The following is an 18,241-nucleotide window of genomic DNA, read 5'->3' on the forward strand; positions in this document are numbered from 1 at the left end:
GAAGTCAGGCTATAGGGGTGCCATGACTCACTCTGTATACAAAAATGATCTGCCCGATGGCCTCGACCTTGGTCCTGTGGTCGCCATTGACTGCGAAACCATGGGGCTCAACCCACACCGGGACAGGCTGTGCGTCGTGCAGCTTTCGAGCGGTGATGGCAACGCGCATCTCGTGCAGATCAGCATCGGTCAGACAGAGGCCCCAAACCTCTGCCGCCTTCTTGAAGATCCGGACGTGCTGAAGCTGTTCCACTTCGGCCGGTTTGATATCGCCGCGATGCTCAACGCTTTCGGTGCGGTTACCGCGCCGGTCTATTGCACCAAGATCGCCAGCCGCCTCGTCCGGACTTTCACGGACCGTCATGGCCTGGCCAAACTGCTGCAGGAACTGCTGAACATCGACATTTCAAAACAGCAGCAATCCAGTGACTGGGGTGCCGAAACTCTGACGGACGCGCAGGTGGATTATGCCGCCTCCGACGTTCTTTACCTGCATCAGCTGCGTGATGCACTGAACATCATGCTGGAACGCGAAGGCAGAATGGAAATGGCGCAGGCCTGTTTTGATTTCCTGCCAATGCGGGCGCAGCTCGATCTGGCGGGCTGGCCGGACACGGATATTTTCGCCCATTCATGAAAACACCCTTTATCGATACCGCCCGGCGGGTCATCCGCGCGGAGGCTGACGCGCTCAGCCACCTGGCTGAGACCCTAGACGGACGGTTTCGCGAAGCGATCGATCTTTTGCTCAACAGCAAGGGGCGTGTCATTGTCACCGGCATTGGCAAATCCGGGCATGTTGCACGCAAGATTGCGGCCACACTTGCCAGCACCGGCACGCCTGCGCAATTTGTGCACCCTGCAGAAGCCAGCCACGGTGATCTTGGCATGATCACTTCCGCCGACGTGGTCCTGGCGATTTCCAATTCGGGCGAAGCGCCGGAGCTTGCCGACTTGGTCACCTATTCGCGTCGCTACGACATTCCCCTGCTGGGGATTACGCGCAATGCACACAGCAGCCTCGGTCGCCAATGCGACGTTGTGCTGTTGCTTCCATCGCTGGGCGAGGCCTGTGGTACCGGTGTCGTGCCATCGAACTCCACGACAATGACGCTGGCACTGGGTGATGCCCTGGCAATCGCGCTGATGGAGCACCGCGAGTTCACGCCGGAAAACTTCCGCGATTTCCATCCCGGCGGAAAACTGGGCGCCCAGCTGAGCCGCGTCGAAGATCTGATGCACACGGGCGATGCACTGCCGCTGGTCGCTGAGGATGCACCGATGGCCTCCGCTCTGGCTATCATCGGTCAGAAGGGATTCGGCGTGGTTGCCGTGACAGATGCCACCGGAAAACTGCGCGGGATCATCACCAACGGAGACATCGGCCGGCACCTCGACAAGCTCAGCAGCGCCTGCGCCGGCGAGGTGATGACGCCGTCGCCGGTCACCATTGCGCCAGGTGATCTGGCCGAAAAAGCCGTCAGTGTGATGAATGCCCGCGAGATCACCTGCCTCCTGGTGGTGCGGCCTGAGGCACCTGAAACCGTTGTGGGTCTTATCCATATTCACGACTGCCTGCGCGTCGGACTGGGATAAGCGGGTATGCAGGGAGACCGGTATTCGCAGATGGTCGCATGGCTCAAAGTAGCCCTGCCCATCATGGCACTGGCCATTCTGTCGACGCTTTTCCTGCTCTCGCGTGCGACTGACCCGACCAGTTCTATTCCCTTTGCGGATGCCGATGTTCAGAACCGACTGGCGAACCAGAAAATCACCGGACCTTATTTCTCGGGCACGACCGCTGACGGTGATCTGATTGCTTTCGTGGCGGAAGAAGTCACCAGCCCGCAGGAGCTTGTCGGCGAGACCCGTGCCAAAGACGTGTTCGTCCGTATTGATATGGCGGGTGGGACCGCCGTGACCGTGAAGTCGGACACCGCTTCTGTTCTGCTGGCGGATGATCAGGCAGATCTGACCGGCAACGTCATTCTGGTCTCATCCCAGGGATACGAAGTGCGCAGCCAGTTCCTGACGGCTCGGGTCACCGCTCTTGATGTCAGGTCTCCGGAAACAGTATCGGCAATTACGCCGGCGGGGGATCTCGTTGCCGGCGCCATGCACCTCAGGGCGGGACGCAACGACGCAAACGCCCAAATGGTTTTCACAAATGGCGTTAAGCTGCTATATCAGCCGAAAGAGGTGGAAGATTAACTCCGTGAATGTGTTCAGACTGATTGCTTTTTCCCTGTCGCTTATGGTTATGGCAAACGTTGCCGCTGCACAGGGCGCGAATGTGGCTTTTGGCGCGCTGCAGCAGTCGACGGATCTGCCGGTGGAGGTCACAGCGGATAACCTGTCTGTCGATCAGGAAACCGGAACCGCTGTTTTCACCGACAACGTCGTGATTGCGCAGGGTGAAATGCGGCTGTCCGCGGCCAAAGTCCTCGTGGTTTACAAAACCGCCGCCGAAGGGATCGAGCGCCTGGAGGCATCCGGCGGGGTAACACTCGTGTCCGGCGAGGACGCCGCCGAATCTGAGGCCGCGAATTACGATATCGACAATGGCTCTATCGTGATGACCGGCAATGTCCTGCTTGTGCAGGGTCCTTCAGTTCTATCAGCAGACCAGATGACGGTCCAGCTGCGCGAGGGCACTGCCCGGATGAGCGGGAACATCCGGACTGTTCTGCAGACCGGCGACAACTGATGGCCGCGCCCAAACTGACTGTTGCCGAAGGGTCCGCCGGACTGCGTGTTGAGCACCTGCGAAAATCTTACCGTAAGAAGACGGTTATCCGCGACTTTTCAATGTATCTGGAGCGTGGCGAGGTTACCGCACTCCTTGGTCCGAATGGGTCCGGAAAAACCACCACCTTCTATGCAATCGCCGGCCTGGTGACGCCTGAAGGCGGGTCTGTGACAATCGATGGTCAGGATGTGACCGGGTTTCCCATGTACCGGCGTGCGCAGATGGGTATCGGGTACCTTCCGCAGGAAATGAGCATCTTTCGTGGTCTTTCCGTGCAGGACAACATTGCCGCGATCCTGGATATAACGGAGAGCAACCGCCACAAACGGCGTGAGCGTCTGGAGGAGCTTCTGAGCGAGTTCTCCATTGAGCACCTGCGCCGCGCACCTGCGCTTGCCCTTTCAGGTGGGGAACGGCGCCGCGTCGAAATTGCGCGATCACTCGCAGCGAATCCCCGGTATCTGCTGCTGGATGAGCCATTCGCCGGCGTGGACCCGATTTCCGTCGGCGACATCCGCCAGCTTGTGTCGGACCTGAAAAACCGCGGAATCGGCGTGCTGATCACGGACCACAACGTGCGCGAAACGCTCGAGATTGTGGACCGTGCCTATATCCTGCACGAAGGGCAGGTTCTGATGTCCGGCACACCGGATGATGTCGTGCAGAATGAGAATGTCCGCCGCGTATATCTTGGCGACAACTTCCGGATTTCTTAACAGACCCTCCAGCGCGTTAACCATTTTTTCGCGTTTTGAGAGTGTGTTTTGTTTGACTCAAGCGCGCCTTTTCGGGCTCAATAGACGCATGGCTAGTATCCGGCTCTGTCTTTTGGACCTTTACCCTGCTCTGCAGGGGTTCGACGCTAACAACCTGAACTTAAGCCATTTTCTGAAACTCCGTTAAACTGTCGTCAGCGTTCAGTCGCTGACACCAGCCGGAGTTCGCCATGAGAAGGAGAAGATATGCGGTATCAGATCAGCGGAAAACAGATCGACATTGGTGAAGCACTGCAGACGCACGTCAAAGAAGAACTTGGCGAATCTGTCAAGAAATACGCAGAGCGTCCCACCGAAGCTGTCGTGGTTTTTTCCAGATCGGCGCATGAATACGTTTGTGAAGCGACAGTTCACCTGTCAACCGGTCTGACCGCTCAGGCCAAAGCACATCAGACGGAAATATACGCAGCATTTGATGCATGTTGCGAAAAGATGGAGAAGCAGCTGCGGCGCTACAAGCGCAGGTTGAAAGATCATCACAAAGATCGATCAGAACCGGTTGAATTATACGGAGGCTCCTCATATATCCTCGCATCAGAAACCGACTCGGAAGATAATGAGCCGGACACGCTGCAGCCCATGATCGTGGCCGAGATGGAAACCAAAATCCCATCTCTCTCCGTCGGAGAAGCCGTGATGCAGATGGAACTCGCTGGCGCGCCCGTCCTGGTCTTTCGGAATGAGAGCAAAAACGGGCTGAATGTCGTGTATCGCCGCGAAGATGGCAACATCGGCTGGATTGACCCTCAGTAGGACCCTGCGCGGAAACCCCGGGCAAAAGTGCGTAATTTATGGATTTTGCTACCCTCCTTAAACCGGAGGCCGTTAAGGTTATCACCTCGGCCTCCAGTAAAAAGCGCCTGATGCAGAGCCTTGGCGATCTGGCTGAGCAGGTCTATGGCCTGCCCTCCGGTGAAATCCTGGATGCGCTGCTGGCGCGCGAGGCACTTGGACCGACTGGCGTAGGCTACGGCGTGGCACTGCCGCATGCGCGCACGTCGCGTCTGGAATCGGTGGCCGGGGTTTTTGTTCTGCTGGACAAGCCGATTGATTTTAATGCCGTCGACCGCCAGCCCGTAGACATCGCATTCGGTTTGTTTGCACCGGAAGATGCAGGTGTTGAGCACCTGAAAGCTCTGGCGCTCGTTTCACGCACGCTGAGGGACTCGGCAATCTGCGCCAAACTGCGGGCGAATCCGGATCCGGCTACGCTCTATACGATCCTGACTTCGGGTGAGGCCGAACAGGCCGCGTAAGCCGCTCCCATTCCCCATTCAGAAGGCGGTCTCAGGGTCTAGTGGTCGTAGTGCCCGCTCTGATGCCAGCGCCATGCATCCCGGATCATCGTCTTCATTGTCGAGCGCGACGGGGTCCAGCCCAGTTCGGCTTCGGCGCGGGTCGACCCGGACACAAGTCGGGTGCAGTCGCCGGGGCGGCGGTCACCTTCCGTATAGGGCACCGGCCTGTTGGTCACGGCACGGCTCTGATCCATAACCTCGCGCACGGAGAAACCCGTTCCCGTCCCAAGATTAAAAACGCGGGACCCTTTGCCCTGCTCCAGCCAGTTCAGCCCCAGAACATGAGCATCAACCAGATCGCAGACATGCACGTAATCGCGGATACAGGTACCGTCGGGCGTGTCATAGTCAGTGCCGAAAATCGTGAGCGCATCGCGTTTGCCGTCAATGGCATCGAGCAGCAACGGCACAAGGTGTGTTTCAGGCTGGTGGAATTCGCCCACTTCACCCTCGGGATCCGCACCCGCCACGTTGAAGTAGCGGAAAATCACATGCTTCAGCCCATGAGCCGCATCAAAGTCGCGCAGAATGTCTTCAATCGCGCGTTTTGAGGCGCCATAGGCGTTGATCGGGTGCTGTTCGCTGTTCTCATCCAGAACCACGTTGTCCTGATCGCCATAGGTGGCGCATGTTGAGGAGAACACAAACTGTTTGCATCCGCTCTCAACGGCCGCCTCGATCAGATTCAGAGACCCCTGCACATTGTTTCGCCAGTAAACGCCCGGTTGCTGCATACTCTCGCCAACCTGGCTGAGTGCCGCAAAATGCATGACAGCTGCTGGCTTCCACCTGGCAAACACTTCCCTGAGCCGCGCCGGATCCAGCAGGTCCCCCTGTTCGAACGGACCGAACCGGACGGCGTCCTGCCATCCGGTGATCAGATTATCAAAGGTTACAGGCGTGTATCCCGCCGCTTTCAGAGCCTTACAGGCGTGCGAGCCGATATAGCCCGCGCCGCCGGTTACCAGGATATTGGTCATGGAGTGCTGCCTTACTCTGCTGCTTTGCCCATCGTGACAATATCATGCAGATAAGCGGACAGATCGTCACGCAGTTCATCGCGGGCCAGACCAAATGCAACGGTGGCCTGCAGGAACCCGGACTTGGATCCACAGTCGAACCGCTGGCCGGCAAACCGGTAGCCGTACACCCCGTTGCCGGTTCCGATCTCTGTCGCAATGGCATCCGTCAGCTGGATTTCACCGCCAGCGCCGGATTTGATGCTGTGGAGATTCTGCAGAACGGTAGGCGACAGAATATAACGGCCGATGACAGCAAGGTTGGACGGCGCTTCACCGGCGGGTGGTTTCTCGACCATACCCTTGACCCGCACCATCGCGCCCATGTCCTCGGAAATATCGAGCATGCCATATGATGATGCTTTGGCGGCAGGAACCTCCATCGCGGCAACCATGTTGCCACCGGTTTCCTCATAGGCTTCCGCCATCTGCTGAAGACAGGGTTTTTCGGCGGCGATCACGTCATCCGGCAGAATAACGGCAAACGGCTCGTCCCCGATCAGACGGCGCGCACACCAGACCGCATGGCCAAGACCAAGCGCGCGGTGCTGGCGGATATAGGCAATCGCGCCGCTTTCCATGTTCGTGGATTCCAGCGTTTCGAGAAGCTGGGTTTTACCTTTTTTGCGCAGCTCTTCCTCGAGCTGAGGCGCGTGGTCGAAGTAATCCTCGAGCGCCCCTTTACCGCGTGAGGTAACAAAGATGAATTCCTTGATCCCGGCGGCACGGGCCTCGTCGATCGCGTATTGGATGAGCGGTCTGTCGACCAGCGTCATGATTTCTTTTGGAACTGACTTGGTGGCGGGCAGAAAGCGCGTGCCCAGTCCTGCGACCGGGAAAATCGCTTTGGTTACCTTATGTTTCATTACTCTTGGTCCTAACAATACATTGCGCCACTGTACCACATAATCGCCTCACTGTGCCAATGGCCTCACACGATCCGGGTCGTACAGCATTTCATGGCTGAATGCCCGGAGAGATACAGTCCTTCTTTCCCCTGCGCACCATAACGTTGGGGATGGCATAATTATGGCGGAATGCCGCCAGTTATGGCGACATCTCTGACAAAAGTCAGTTAACCCCCATCTCCTTCATCATCTTTTCCAGACGCGGCACATCCTCGGGGTTATTGAGTTCCCAGAACTGACGGCCCCGGGCGGAAACCTCAACACACAGGACATGGCGCCCGTTCTCAAGGAATCTGAGCTGTTCGAGGCCTTCCAGCTGTTCCAGCGGTCCTGTCTTCCAGCCCGGATAAGCGGCGAGCGCGGCCGGGCGATAGGCATATACGCCGACATGGTGAAAAACCGGTGTTTCCGCTTCATCTCCGGTCCAGGTCCGGCCGGTAAAGGGAATCACTTCCTTGGAAAAATAAAGAGCCTGACCGCCATCGCCGAACACCGCTGTGGTGCCGCCGACGCGTCCGGCCTGCCGGTCTTCGAGAAAACCGTTCAGGGTTGCGCCGTCACACCGCAGAACCGGCGTGGCAATTTCGGCGTCAGGTGCTGCCCGAAGCCCTTCGACCAGGTCTTCGATAAACCAGTGTGGTGTCAGTGGCGCGTCGCCCTGCAGGTTGACCACGATGTCATATCCACCACCCAGTTTTTCGTGAGCCTCAGCACAGCGTTCGGTACCGTTTGCGCAATCCGGTGACGTCATCACGACCTCGGCGCCAAAGGCATGGGCGGCCTCTTCAATGCGGGTGTCATCCGTGGCGACGACCACGCGGTCCACACCGGAAACGGACATTGCCGCGCGCCAGCTGCGTTCGATCAGACTCTGACCCTCGCCCGACGCGCCGCGCAGCACAGCGAGTGGTTTCCCGGGATACCGGGATGACGCGTAACGGGCGGGGATTGCAATCAGAACAGACATCAGCCGGTTTTGAGCGTCACGGCCGGCGCACTCGCGATGAAAAAGGGATTGGCGTACCCCTCTTTGCCATAAGTCAGCGGTGAATGATCATCGAACCGCACGACGATTCCGCCCGCGCCACGCAGTACTGCGTCGCCTGCTGCAGTGTCCCACTCCATCGTGCGCCCCAGCCGGGGGTAGATGTCCGCCTCACCAGTTGCAACGAGACAAAATTTCAGGGAACTGCCGGCACTCTTCATGTCCTGCACGGCATATTTGTTGATGTAGTCATCTGTCGCCTGGTCCCGGTGGGATTTGGACGCCACAACCATCAGTGCGGAATTGTCCGGCTCAGAGACTGATATGGGGTTCAGCGGGCCGACCTGATCCAGTGCCAGCACACCGGTTTCCTCAACGGCACGGCCGGTGCTGTCAGTGTAGAACATACGCCCCCGGGCAGGCGCGTAGACCACGCCACGGGTCGGTATCCCGTTCTCTACAAGGGCGATATTGACGGTAAAATCCCCGCGTCTGTTGATGAATTCCTTGGTGCCGTCGAGCGGATCCACGATCAGAAAGGTGTCACCCGTTTTGTCGTGAGTTGCCGCCTGCTCTTCGGTCACCAGCAGTATTTCCGGAAACGATTCACGCAGCCCCGCAGAGATAATTTCATCCGCAGCTTCGTCAGCTTCTGTCACAGGGCTCGCATCGGATTTGACCTTCACCTCAAAGTCGTCAGCCTCATAAATCTCCATGATGCGCGCGCCGCCCAGCAGAGCAAGCCGTCGCATCTCAGCTTCCAACATACTGTAATTCATATACTTTATTCCTGGTTCCTCAGTTGTTGATCAAACCGTCACCGCCCCTTATGCTGTCAGCCTAACGGAACAGCAAGAAATCCGTGCAATACTGCCCTTAAACACGAGGCCCGGCAGACATGTTTCAGGCATCCCACAGACGACAGGGTACTCTGTCTTCTGCCCTCACGATATTCTCGCTGATATACCATTCAGTGGTGCGTTCCGTACGCAAGACGCATTCGAACGCCTTTCTGGCCATCGGAATAAACCTGCTGCAGGTGGTGATTTTTGTGGCCGCCTTCTATGCCATGTTCGCCCTTCTCGGTCTGCAGGGTGCCGCAGTGCGGGGCGATTTCCTGCTCTACATTATGTCCGGCGTCTTTCTCTTTATGACGCACACAAAGGCCATGGGCGCTGTTGTCAGTTCCGAGGGCCCCGCCAGCCCGATGATGCAGCATGCGCCGATGAACACGATCATTGCCATCGCTTCGGCGGCTGTGGGCTCGCTCTATATTCAGGTCCTGTCGATGTCTGTGATCCTGTTTCTGTATCATGTGGCATGGACACCGATCACAATCGACGAACCCTTTGCCGCCTTTGCGATGTTCATGATTGCCTGGTTCACCGGTGTTGCCATCGGCCTTGTTCTGCTGGCGCTCAAACCCTGGATGCCGCAGTTTGTGACCATCTTCAACACGATCTATCAGCGGGCCAATATGATCGCTTCGGGCAAGATGTTCGTGGCGAACGTCATGCCCGGCTATATGCTGGCAATGTTTGACTGGAACCCGCTGTTTCACTCCATCGATCAGGCGCGCGGGTTCATCTTCATCAACTACGTCCCGCGGTTCACAAACTGGGAATACGCGCTGATCGTCGGCGTCGTACTGGTGATGATCGGGTTGATGGGCGAGTTCTACACCCGCCGACATGCCTCCATCAGCTGGAGCGCACGGCGCTGATCACAAAAGGCTGCTTCGGGAAACGGGTACCGCACCGCAGACAGGCGGCGCGCGCGTCCGGCATGTTCTGATCGAAACTGTTCACAAAAGGTCTCCTGCTGATGGGACTTTGTGATACACTTATTGCGAGCATTCGAAAGACCGGTCAGCACAGCCAGAATGAAAACACAAAGTCCAGCACCGGTTTCAGCCGCTGCGCGCCAGCCCCGGCGTTCCGGCAGTCAGGCCACACACGAAAACGCGGAAAGCGGCATTCAGTCAGAAATCCTGTCAGGCCTTCAGGATCAGGCATCGAGCAGCCCTCCTGCGCAACGGCTCGCTCAGCTTCAAAGCCGTGCAGATCACAGCACCGCAGTTCTGGCCCGGAAACCCGGTGGAGAGGGCGCCGCATCCTTATCCGCTGACATGGAATCGCAGGAGCGCGGTGCAGAAAACCTGCAGGTTTCAGACCGCAGTACTGATCTGCCGCCACCCGTTCAGCGCGTGCCCCTTGGCATACGTACGGCTCCGGGCGACGCCGGGGTCGAGCTCGATTCGGCAAGCCTGGACCCTATCCGTACCTACGTCGCGGACAACGAAGCGGCCAACCGACAGGACCTGAACCGGCTTCTTGTAGAAGCCGTGCGGCGCAAAGATCATGACAGCCTCCCGCAAATTCAGGCGATCGTGAATGCTCACCAGAATGACGGAAGCAAAAAGGCAGTGCCGAACGTCATCCATATGATCTGGATCGGCGACAGTATTGGCAGTGGGGAAGTCGAGAACATCCGCAGCATTCACGCAAGTATCACCGACAAGGTCGGCTGGGGCATCAAACTGTGGACTGACAGCCGCAAATGCGGGTTTCTGGATGGCAGCGACGAACTCCGGCAACTGGCACTTGCCCCCAACTTTGAAATCAACCGCACTCTTCAGGACCAGGTCGATGACCGTGTGAAGCCGACCTATGAAATCGCGTATGAAAAGACGCAAGAAGGCGCGAAAGGCGCTTTCACGATGATGTCCGACCTTGCGCGGTACTCGATTCTGCTGAGCGAGGGCGGGATATACATGGACGTGGATCTCAACCTTGGGGATGCCGATGTCAGTTCATGGGATATGACGATGTCGGATGAAACGGGCATTCCCGCATTTGGTCCCAACATTCAGTATGTGGGTGACATGGAAAGCAATCTTCCGATGGCGCTCGCCCGCTCGCATAGGGCCGGCGACCTCACGGTTCAGGCAGACCTGCAGAATGATCTGGCCGGAGGCGTCCGCCAGGCATTTCAGAAGATGTTCGAAACAGGTCTGGAAGTCGCGGACCACACGGACATGTCTGCAGATACTCTTGCCGGGGCGAACGCCGGAGACTCCATCGAATCAGATCAGGCGTTGTCTGACAAAACGCGTATCGCAGCGATGGCGCAGTACATGCGGGGCAACATTTCAAACAATCTGGTCGCAGCTCCTCCCAACCAACGCTTTCTAGATTTTATGCTGGAAAAAATTGGCAATGGTCTGCAAAAAGCTGATTATGACTACGATCCGGCGATGGTGCCGTTCATTACGGGACCTGTCGCGCTTATGCCCCTGATCCTGGAGTTCTACGGTCAGCAAAATGAACGCGAGGCCGGCGCGAACCCAGACAGCGAAACCAAACGGGCTCTGATGGACCCCAATTGGGTGTCGCAGCTTATCCAGGTGGAATGGCTGACGGGCGTGCACAAGGCCCGGGAGGAACGCAACCGACAGGAAGAAGCAGCGCGGGCAGCGGCACCTGCTGCGCCACGCCGCCGCCGCGGGCCCTGCTATCTGACAACGGCCTGCGTGACGCACAGAGGGTTGAGCGACGACTGCACAGAACTTGAGGTGCTGCGCCGGTTCAGGGATGAATATCTGCTCACGAGGTCAGATGGCGAGTATCTGGTCGGGCTCTACTACAGAACCGCGCCTGCGATCGTCGCGGCCATTCACCGGCGTGAAGATGAAGAAGAAATCTGGGAAACCGTCTACGGAGTCATTTCATTGTGCGTTGCAGCCATCCGGGTGGGGCAAAACGAGAAGGCATTCCACATCTATTGCACGATGGTGAAAAAGCTCGAGGCCTGTTTTCTGGAGACTGATGACCTGCCGGACCTTGCCGGAGCTGCCTGACTTTCAGTGGAACGGGCGCAGGGATGCTAGGTCACGACCCGCAGCGTCAGATTGAGCCGTCCATTGTTTTCCAGCAGGGATGAAGACCCGAACCGGATACGATCCACCCCGTGGTGGGCAAGGCGCGCGGCTCCCCCCATCACGACGACATCACCGCTTTCCAGCCAGACAGACTGTGTCTTGCCACCCCGTTCGACACCACCCATCCGGAAAAGACCATCATCGCCCAGCGACACGGACACGACAGGCCAGTCAAAACCCGCTTCGTCTTTGTCCTGATGCATGCCCATGCGCGCGCCCTCGCCATAATAGTTGATCAGGCAGCACTCCGGCACACGGTCCGTACCGGAGACCCCGCGCCATATCTGCAGGACACTTTCAGGAATGGGTGGCCAGGACATGCCGGCGGGATGCGTTTTACTGTAGCGGTAACCGGCCCGATCCGTGATCCAGCCATATTGACCCGCAGCAGTCATCCGCACAGACATCGGCTTGCCCCGGGGCGTAACGGGATCGAAAAAGGGTGCCTGGCGGACAATGTCACGCAGATCCTGCACCAGTGCTTCGCAGGCGGTTCTGTCGAGCAAACCCTTGTGAATTTCAAAGCCCGCGATGCTCATTTGCATCAGTCCTGCCCCTCCTGGCTGTCATTGCTGAATTTTCTGCCGGATTCCCTGCAGGCGGCGCTCTCAAAGGTTGCAGGGCCGCTGACCCCTCCTTATATACCCTCCGAACCGCATGGGGCGACCCGCTTCATGTGAAAAGAGATCGGGATCAGGGCGCCAAAACGGGTCCGCATTCCGTGTCATCGCCTTAAGTTTTAAGAGGGATCAGAAAATGGCCAAAGTGATCGGTATCGACCTTGGAACCACAAACAGCTGCATCGCCATCATGGACGGTTCGCAGCCGCGTGTTATTGAGAATGCAGAAGGTGCACGTACGACACCTTCGATCGTCGCCTTCACTGACGAAGAGCGACTCGTCGGCCAGCCGGCAAAACGCCAGGCGGTCACCAACCCTGACAATACAATCTTTGGCGTCAAGCGCCTGATCGGCCGTCGCAACGACGACGCGGATCTTGCCAAGGATAAGAAAAACCTCCCCTTCGCCGTTATCGACGGCGGTAACGGCGACGCATGGGTTGAGGCAAAGGGCGAGAAGTACTCTCCCTCGCAGATTTCTGCGTTCATCCTGGGCAAAATGAAAGAAACCGCCGAGAGCTATCTGGGCGAAGACGTGACTCAAGCTGTCATCACGGTTCCGGCCTATTTCAACGACGCCCAGCGTCAGGCAACCAAGGACGCGGGCAAGATTGCCGGTCTTGAGGTTCTGCGGATCATCAACGAGCCGACAGCTGCAGCACTTGCCTATGGCCTCGACAAGGAAAACACACAAACCATCGCGGTCTATGACCTTGGCGGCGGTACATTCGACGTGACCATCCTCGAAATCGACGATGGCCTTTTCGAAGTGAAATCCACCAATGGTGACACCTTCCTTGGCGGCGAAGACTTTGACATGCGCATCGTCAACTACCTCGCCGATGAGTTCAAAAAAGAGCACCAGGTTGACCTGACACAGGACAAGATGGCCCTGCAGCGTCTGAAAGAGGCCGCAGAGAAAGCCAAAATCGAACTGTCCTCCTCCAGCCAGACCGAGATCAACCAGCCGTTCATCTCGATGGGCTCCAACGGCCAGCCGCTGCACATGGTCATGAAACTGACCCGCTCCAAACTGGAAAGCCTGGTCGGTGATCTGATCAAATCCTCGCTGAAACCATGTCAGGCCGCTCTGAAGGATGCTGGTCTTTCCGCTGGCGACATCGACGAAGTGGTGCTCGTGGGTGGTATGACCCGCATGCCCAAAGTGGTCGAGGAAGTGACGAAGTTCTTCGGTAAAGAGCCACACAAGGGTGTGAACCCTGACGAGGTTGTTGCGATGGGTGCCGCCATTCAGGCCGGTGTTCTGCAGGGTGACGTCAAGGACGTGGTGCTGCTCGACGTAACGCCGCTGAGCTTGGGTATCGAAACACTGGGTGGCGTGTTCACCCGTCTGATCGACCGCAATACCACCATCCCGACCAAGAAGTCGCAGATCTTCTCGACCGCCGAGGACAACCAGAACGCTGTGACCATCCGGGTTTTCCAGGGTGAGCGCGAAATGGCGTCTGACAACAAAATCCTTGGTGCCTTCAACCTGGAAAACATCCCGCCGGCCCCGCGCGGTATGCCCCAGATCGAGGTCACTTTTGACATCGACGCCAACGGCATCGTGTCGGTAGGCGCGATGGACAAGGGCACCGGTAAGGAACAGAAAATCACGATCCAGGCCTCCGGTGGTCTGTCGGATGACGACATCGAGAAAATGGTGAAGGACGCCGAGGAGAACGCGGAGGCCGACAAAGAGCGCCGCGAGCTCATTGAAGCGAAAAACCAGGCAGAGAGCCTGATCCATTCGACCGAGAAATCGATGGAAGAGCACGCCGACAAGGTTGATCCGACAACCATCGAAGCGATTGAACTCGCCATTGCCGCGCTCAAGGATGAGCTGGAAACCGACAATGCCGACAAGATCAAGTCCGGTATCCAGAACGTCACCGAAGCAGCCATGAAACTGGGTGAAGCCATCTACAAGGCGGCTCAGGAAGAAGGTGAAGAGACACCGGAAGCTGCTGACGAGCCCCGTGCAGACGATGATGACATCGTTGACGCGGAGTTCGAGGATCTTGACGACGACAAGCGCGCATAATCAGCGCGTGGTCCGGAACTTCAGCATAGGCCGACCCACCGGGTCGGCCTCTCACGTTCCGGAGAGGGGACAATTCCATGGCAAAACGTGACTATTACGAAGTGCTTGGCGTCGCCAAAGGAGCCTCGGCTGACGAGATCAAAAAGGGATATCGCCGCAAGGCCAAAGAGCTGCACCCGGACAGAAACGCCGATAATCCTGAGGCAGAAGCACAGTTCAAAGAAGCGAACGAAGCCTACGAAGTTCTGAAAGACGCAGAAAAAAAAGCTGCTTATGACCGTTTCGGTCACGCGGCATTTGAGGGCGGCATGGGCGGCGGTGGCGGACGTCCGGGCGGTGGCTTCGGCGGCGGTCAGGGCGATTTCTCGTCGGCGTTCTCGGACGTCTTTGACGATCTCTTCGGCGATTTCATGGGCGGCCAGCGCGGTGGCGGTGGCGGCGGACGGCGTGCATCCCGCGGGTCGGACCTGCGCTACAACATGCGTATTGATCTGGAGGATGCATTTTCCGGCATTCAGAAAACGATCAACGTGCCGAGCTCGGTCAGCTGCTCCAGCTGTAACGGGTCAGGGTCCGAAGGTGGGTCTGAGCCTGCAACCTGCCCGACCTGTTCAGGCATGGGCAAGGTCCGCGCGCAGCAGGGGTTCTTTACCGTCGAACGGACATGCCCGACCTGTTCGGGTCTCGGACAGATCATCAAAAACCCCTGCAAATCCTGCCAGGGCGCAGGCCGCGTCGAAAAAGAGCGCGCGCTCAATGTGAACATCCCGGCAGGCGTGGAAACCGGTACGCGTATCCGTCTTGGTGGCGAGGGCGAGGCCGGTATGCGCGGCGGACCGGCTGGTGACCTCTACATCTTTATCGATGTTGCGGATCATGAGCTGTTCCAGAGAGAGGGAACGAACCTCTACTGCCGCGTTCCTGTTTCGATGGCAAAGGCAGCACTGGGTGGGTCCATTGAGGTCCCGACAATTGACGGTGGACGCGGGCGCGTACAAATCCCTGCGGGCAGCCAGTCCGGACGCCAGATGCGGCTGAGATCTAAGGGCATGCCAGCGCTGCGGGGTGCCGGGTCAGGGGATATGTTTATCGAACTGGCGGTTGAGACACCTGTTAATCTCACAGCCCGCCAGAAAGAGATCCTGCAGGAGTTCGATGATCTGTCTGAGGACAACAACCCGGAATCCTCCAGCTTCTTTTCATCGGTCAAAAGCTTCTGGGACTCGATGAAGGGCTGAACGGCAGCCTGACAATTCAACAGAACCGGCGGAGCGCTATTTCCGCCGGTTTTTTCGTGGCCTACCTGACCCAAACCTCAACGCGCCGGTTGATCAGTCGGCCCCAGTCGCTGGAATCGCAGGCAACGGGCATGGCCTCACCAAATGCGTCGACCTCCAGAATCGTGCGATCCCTGTCAAATGTCTCCGCCGCATCCAGCACCGCACGCCGCACGGCTTCGGCGCGTCGCAGGGAAATCGACTGGTTCGCCAGGGCGGGACCATTGCCGTCACTGAACCCCACAAACAGGAGCTCACCGGAATCGTAGGTTCCCCGCTCCAGGGCCTCTGCAAGCTGCACAATATTTGACCGCGATTGTGCGTCCAGTCTGGCCGATCCTGCCTCAAACCGGAAGGACGTCGTCAGCCGTTTCCGCGGGCCAAGAACAGACACCATACGCTGCAGATCCTGCAGTGATATTTCCGGGCCTGCGGCGCCAATCGCATTGGCGAGCCGGTTCCCCTGAACATCAAGCGTTGCGAGCTCGGGCGACTGGTCGACAAATCCTGATCGCCGGATGACCAGCTGCGCCGCAGAAGACGTGGCGAACGCCATGAATTCCCGTCCTGTTCGCGGCAGCCGCCGTGCAGGCCGATAAAGAAACATGGGTGCTGTGAAAGGGTAATCTTCGGTTTTGATCGTCTGGCGGCCGGCCACCAGATTTCGGCCACACCCGCCTTCCAACGCCAGTACACGGGCACGGCCGGTTTCTGCAAAACTGGCTATGCCCAGCGCAAAAGAGTCTGCTGCCACGGCCTGAACCAAATCTTCTCCAAGAGAATATCTTTTAATTTCAGATGTCTGATCAAGATCAGAACGATCCATCACGAGGTGCTGAAATGCCTGAGACAGACCAGAGGCTGCATCCGGCCCATATAGGCTGATGGGCGCGTCAGGGCCGCCCAAGGCGGACCAGTTACGGATGTCACCCGCAAAAACCCGCGCAAGATCACCCGGCGAAACGGACCTGACAGGGTTGTCGGAAGCCACAATCGGGACAATCGCATCAAGTGCCAGCACGCGGGCGCGCCGGGCGTCGGACACGTCGCCCATGCCTGCCTCCGACGCGCGTTGCACTTCGTCTGGCCGGACTTCGCGCGACGCCATGACGATGTCTGCCTCGTTCGCCAGCAGGTCGGCGAACCCCTCGTCTGTATTGGTAAGGCGAAAGAAGAAACGTGCGACCGTGCGATCCGTGTTCGTATCTTTCAGCTCATAGACCCGGTGTGACGCATCGCGGGTTTCGCGTGTCACACTGTATCCGTTGCGCTGCGCGAAGGTCTCGATCAGGGCAGGCAGCATGACCGACCCCATGGAAGCGGCGCCGGAAATGCGGATCTCTGCTACAAAATCCTGCAGACTGGGGCAGGCCGGACCGTCACACGTAACACCGGAACCATCGACTGTCAGTTCCCCGTAGATCGTGTCGATGCGGTAAAACTCGCCATCAAAACCCAACAGCGTGCCGGATAATTCAACCTCGCCATCCCGCGAGGTCAGCGTCACATCCTCCGCATCAAGCGGCCGGCAGAGCGCGAAAAAGAAAAGTGCAGCGCCGGACGCTGCACGCAGGAGTGTCATGAAACGGGCCTCGCAACGGTCAGTTGCTGGCGAGTTTCAGGTCTCCCAGCGGGTTTTTCAACACCAGATAGTCACCGACTGCTTCACAGGACGGGACGTCAATGCTCAGGTCGCTGACCTCCGGAAGACCACCGCGGAAAACAGTGACAGCCGTGGCAGATACGGTTTTCCCGCAGTTTTTCGCGGTTACTTCGGTTTCAATGCTCAGATCAACTGCACCGACCGCGCGCGATATCGCGACAGGATAAGTGTAAACTTCGCTGACCAGGTGGTCTTTGTCGCCCGGTTTCCCGAGCACAGTCATGAAACCACCATCACCATTGCTGATCATCGAAGCGTCACGGGGCGCGCCACTCCACACATGTCCGGCGTCGCCATAGGCAGCTCCGAACTCACGCGCGTGTATCTGGATGCCTGTTTCGCCGACACCCTGGACCAGCACACGGTCGTAAAGAGCAATCGTCGGAACCGCAGCACTGGCCGTTGTTGAACGGCCGTTTTCAAAGGACACAGAGAACTCCGCATCCGCTTCCAGCGCCGGAACCTCAAGGCTCAGCGTACCATCATCTCCAAGCATCTCGTCGAACACGATGCTCTGATGTGTGATGGTCACGATCTGGCCGGCAAAACAGGAGGCTTTCAGATCCAGACGAACCATAGCCCCGGGCAGTGTTTCAGCCGCGGCGGAAACGGGGCATCCGGAACGGATCGTGTACTGAGGTCTGGACACTGCAGCCGCAGGTTCTTCAAACAGAACCGGCTCAACCGCAGTCGTAACATCTGTGACTTCGGGCAGTTCCGCCGATGTCAGCGTGATGTCGTTTACATCAAGAACAGGACCGTCAGCGACTGGTTCTGCAATGGGCGTTTTCGTTTCCGGTGCGGCAAGCCCGACAGTTATCATACTGCTCTTGGCGATTTCTACGTGGTCTCCATAACGCTGCTGAGCGGCGTCCCCGCTCTGCATCACGAAACCAATGCCCAACGCGCAGGCAAGCGTGCCGGCCGCTGTCATGATTTCCGTTTTTTGGGACATATTA

General features: G+C 58.0%; 18 protein-coding genes. 11 read left to right on the forward strand and 7 right to left on the reverse strand.

The window, feature by feature from the left end; translation table 11 throughout:
- The first annotated feature begins 22 nt into the window (after positions 1 to 22).
- The 7 genes from AB4K19_RS16550 to AB4K19_RS16580 all read left to right on the forward strand — a co-directional run bounded on the left by AB4K19_RS16550 (position 23) and on the right by AB4K19_RS16580 (position 4,781).
- Positions 23 to 637 carry a ribonuclease D gene (locus AB4K19_RS16550; RefSeq protein WP_375229374.1) on the forward strand — a complete coding sequence of 205 codons (615 nt, stop codon included), beginning with the start codon at positions 23 to 25 and terminating at the stop codon, positions 635 to 637.
- Positions 634 to 1,596, forward strand: coding sequence for a KpsF/GutQ family sugar-phosphate isomerase (locus tag AB4K19_RS16555; protein ID WP_375229375.1), 963 nt, complete (start codon positions 634 to 636; stop codon positions 1,594 to 1,596). Before AB4K19_RS16550 ends, AB4K19_RS16555 begins: the two co-directional genes overlap by 4 nt.
- A gap of 6 nt (positions 1,597 to 1,602) precedes the next feature.
- Positions 1,603 to 2,211 (forward strand): LPS export ABC transporter periplasmic protein LptC, encoded by a 609-nt coding sequence (lptC, locus tag AB4K19_RS16560; protein WP_375229376.1) that lies wholly within the window; start codon positions 1,603 to 1,605, stop codon positions 2,209 to 2,211.
- Positions 2,212 to 2,254: 43 nt separating this feature from the next.
- The gene (locus AB4K19_RS16565; RefSeq protein WP_375230918.1) at positions 2,255 to 2,707 is read left to right on the forward strand and encodes an LptA/OstA family protein; all 453 of its coding nucleotides are present in this window, start codon (positions 2,255 to 2,257) and stop codon (positions 2,705 to 2,707) included.
- A complete protein-coding gene (lptB, locus tag AB4K19_RS16570; RefSeq protein WP_375229377.1) occupies positions 2,707 to 3,465 on the forward strand; it encodes an LPS export ABC transporter ATP-binding protein in 759 nt (252 codons plus the stop codon). The genes AB4K19_RS16565 and lptB overlap by 1 nt, the downstream gene beginning before the upstream one ends.
- Before the next feature lie 246 nt (positions 3,466 to 3,711).
- Positions 3,712 to 4,278 (forward strand): ribosome hibernation-promoting factor, HPF/YfiA family, encoded by a 567-nt coding sequence (gene hpf, locus AB4K19_RS16575; RefSeq protein ID WP_375229378.1) that lies wholly within the window; start codon positions 3,712 to 3,714, stop codon positions 4,276 to 4,278.
- 38 nt (positions 4,279 to 4,316) lie between these two features.
- A complete protein-coding gene (locus tag AB4K19_RS16580) occupies positions 4,317 to 4,781 on the forward strand; it encodes a PTS sugar transporter subunit IIA (RefSeq protein WP_375229379.1) in 465 nt (154 codons plus the stop codon).
- Between the two features lie 38 nt (positions 4,782 to 4,819).
- Here AB4K19_RS16580 and galE read toward each other — a convergent pair whose 3' ends face one another.
- The 4 genes from galE to cysQ form a co-directional block, all read right to left on the reverse strand.
- Entirely contained in the window at positions 4,820 to 5,803 is a 984-nt protein-coding gene (gene galE / locus AB4K19_RS16585) for a UDP-glucose 4-epimerase GalE (RefSeq protein ID WP_375229380.1), read from the reverse strand.
- A gap of 11 nt (positions 5,804 to 5,814) precedes the next feature.
- Entirely contained in the window at positions 5,815 to 6,708 is an 894-nt protein-coding gene (gene galU / locus AB4K19_RS16590) for a UTP--glucose-1-phosphate uridylyltransferase GalU (RefSeq protein WP_375229381.1), read from the reverse strand.
- A gap of 205 nt (positions 6,709 to 6,913) precedes the next feature.
- Positions 6,914 to 7,717: a 3-deoxy-manno-octulosonate cytidylyltransferase gene (locus tag AB4K19_RS16595; RefSeq protein WP_436398348.1), complete on the reverse strand. Its 804-nt coding sequence runs from the start codon at positions 7,715 to 7,717 to the stop codon at positions 6,914 to 6,916.
- Positions 7,717 to 8,514, reverse strand: a complete 798-nt coding sequence (cysQ, locus tag AB4K19_RS16600) for a 3'(2'),5'-bisphosphate nucleotidase CysQ (protein WP_375229382.1) — start codon at positions 8,512 to 8,514, stop codon at positions 7,717 to 7,719. Before cysQ ends, AB4K19_RS16595 begins: the two co-directional genes overlap by 1 nt.
- A 119-nt stretch (positions 8,515 to 8,633) precedes the next feature.
- On the opposite strand from cysQ, the gene AB4K19_RS16605 reads away from it, so the two are divergent.
- Both AB4K19_RS16605 and AB4K19_RS16610 read left to right on the forward strand, forming a co-directional pair.
- Positions 8,634 to 9,458: an ABC transporter permease gene (locus AB4K19_RS16605; RefSeq protein ID WP_375229383.1), complete on the forward strand. Its 825-nt coding sequence runs from the start codon at positions 8,634 to 8,636 to the stop codon at positions 9,456 to 9,458.
- 159 nt (positions 9,459 to 9,617) lie between these two features.
- Complete coding sequence (locus AB4K19_RS16610; protein WP_436398351.1) at positions 9,618 to 11,594, forward strand: CFI-box-CTERM domain-containing protein; 1,977 nt, start codon at positions 9,618 to 9,620, stop codon at positions 11,592 to 11,594.
- 26 nt (positions 11,595 to 11,620) lie between these two features.
- Here AB4K19_RS16610 and AB4K19_RS16615 read toward each other — a convergent pair whose 3' ends face one another.
- Positions 11,621 to 12,220, reverse strand: coding sequence for an alpha-ketoglutarate-dependent dioxygenase AlkB family protein (locus tag AB4K19_RS16615; RefSeq protein WP_375229386.1), 600 nt, complete (start codon positions 12,218 to 12,220; stop codon positions 11,621 to 11,623).
- Positions 12,221 to 12,431: 211 nt separating this feature from the next.
- On the opposite strand from AB4K19_RS16615, the gene dnaK reads away from it, so the two are divergent.
- A complete protein-coding gene (gene dnaK, locus AB4K19_RS16620) occupies positions 12,432 to 14,342 on the forward strand; it encodes a molecular chaperone DnaK (protein WP_375229387.1) in 1,911 nt (636 codons plus the stop codon).
- Between the two features lie 77 nt (positions 14,343 to 14,419).
- Positions 14,420 to 15,580, forward strand: a complete 1,161-nt coding sequence (gene dnaJ / locus AB4K19_RS16625) for a molecular chaperone DnaJ (protein ID WP_436398353.1) — start codon at positions 14,420 to 14,422, stop codon at positions 15,578 to 15,580.
- Between the two features lie 61 nt (positions 15,581 to 15,641).
- Here the strand turns inward: dnaJ and AB4K19_RS16630 are convergent, their stop codons facing one another.
- The gene (locus tag AB4K19_RS16630; RefSeq protein ID WP_436398355.1) at positions 15,642 to 17,201 is read right to left on the reverse strand and encodes a phosphate ABC transporter substrate-binding/OmpA family protein; all 1,560 of its coding nucleotides are present in this window, start codon (positions 17,199 to 17,201) and stop codon (positions 15,642 to 15,644) included.
- A 19-nt stretch (positions 17,202 to 17,220) separates the two neighbouring features.
- Positions 17,221 to 18,237, reverse strand: a complete 1,017-nt coding sequence (locus AB4K19_RS16635) for a hypothetical protein (RefSeq protein ID WP_375229390.1) — start codon at positions 18,235 to 18,237, stop codon at positions 17,221 to 17,223.
- Between the last annotated feature and the right edge of the window lie 4 nt (positions 18,238 to 18,241).

Origin of the sequence: Roseobacter phycocola, assembly GCF_042055075.2 — a bacterium.
Lineage (GTDB): Bacteria > Pseudomonadota > Alphaproteobacteria > Rhodobacterales > Rhodobacteraceae > Roseobacter.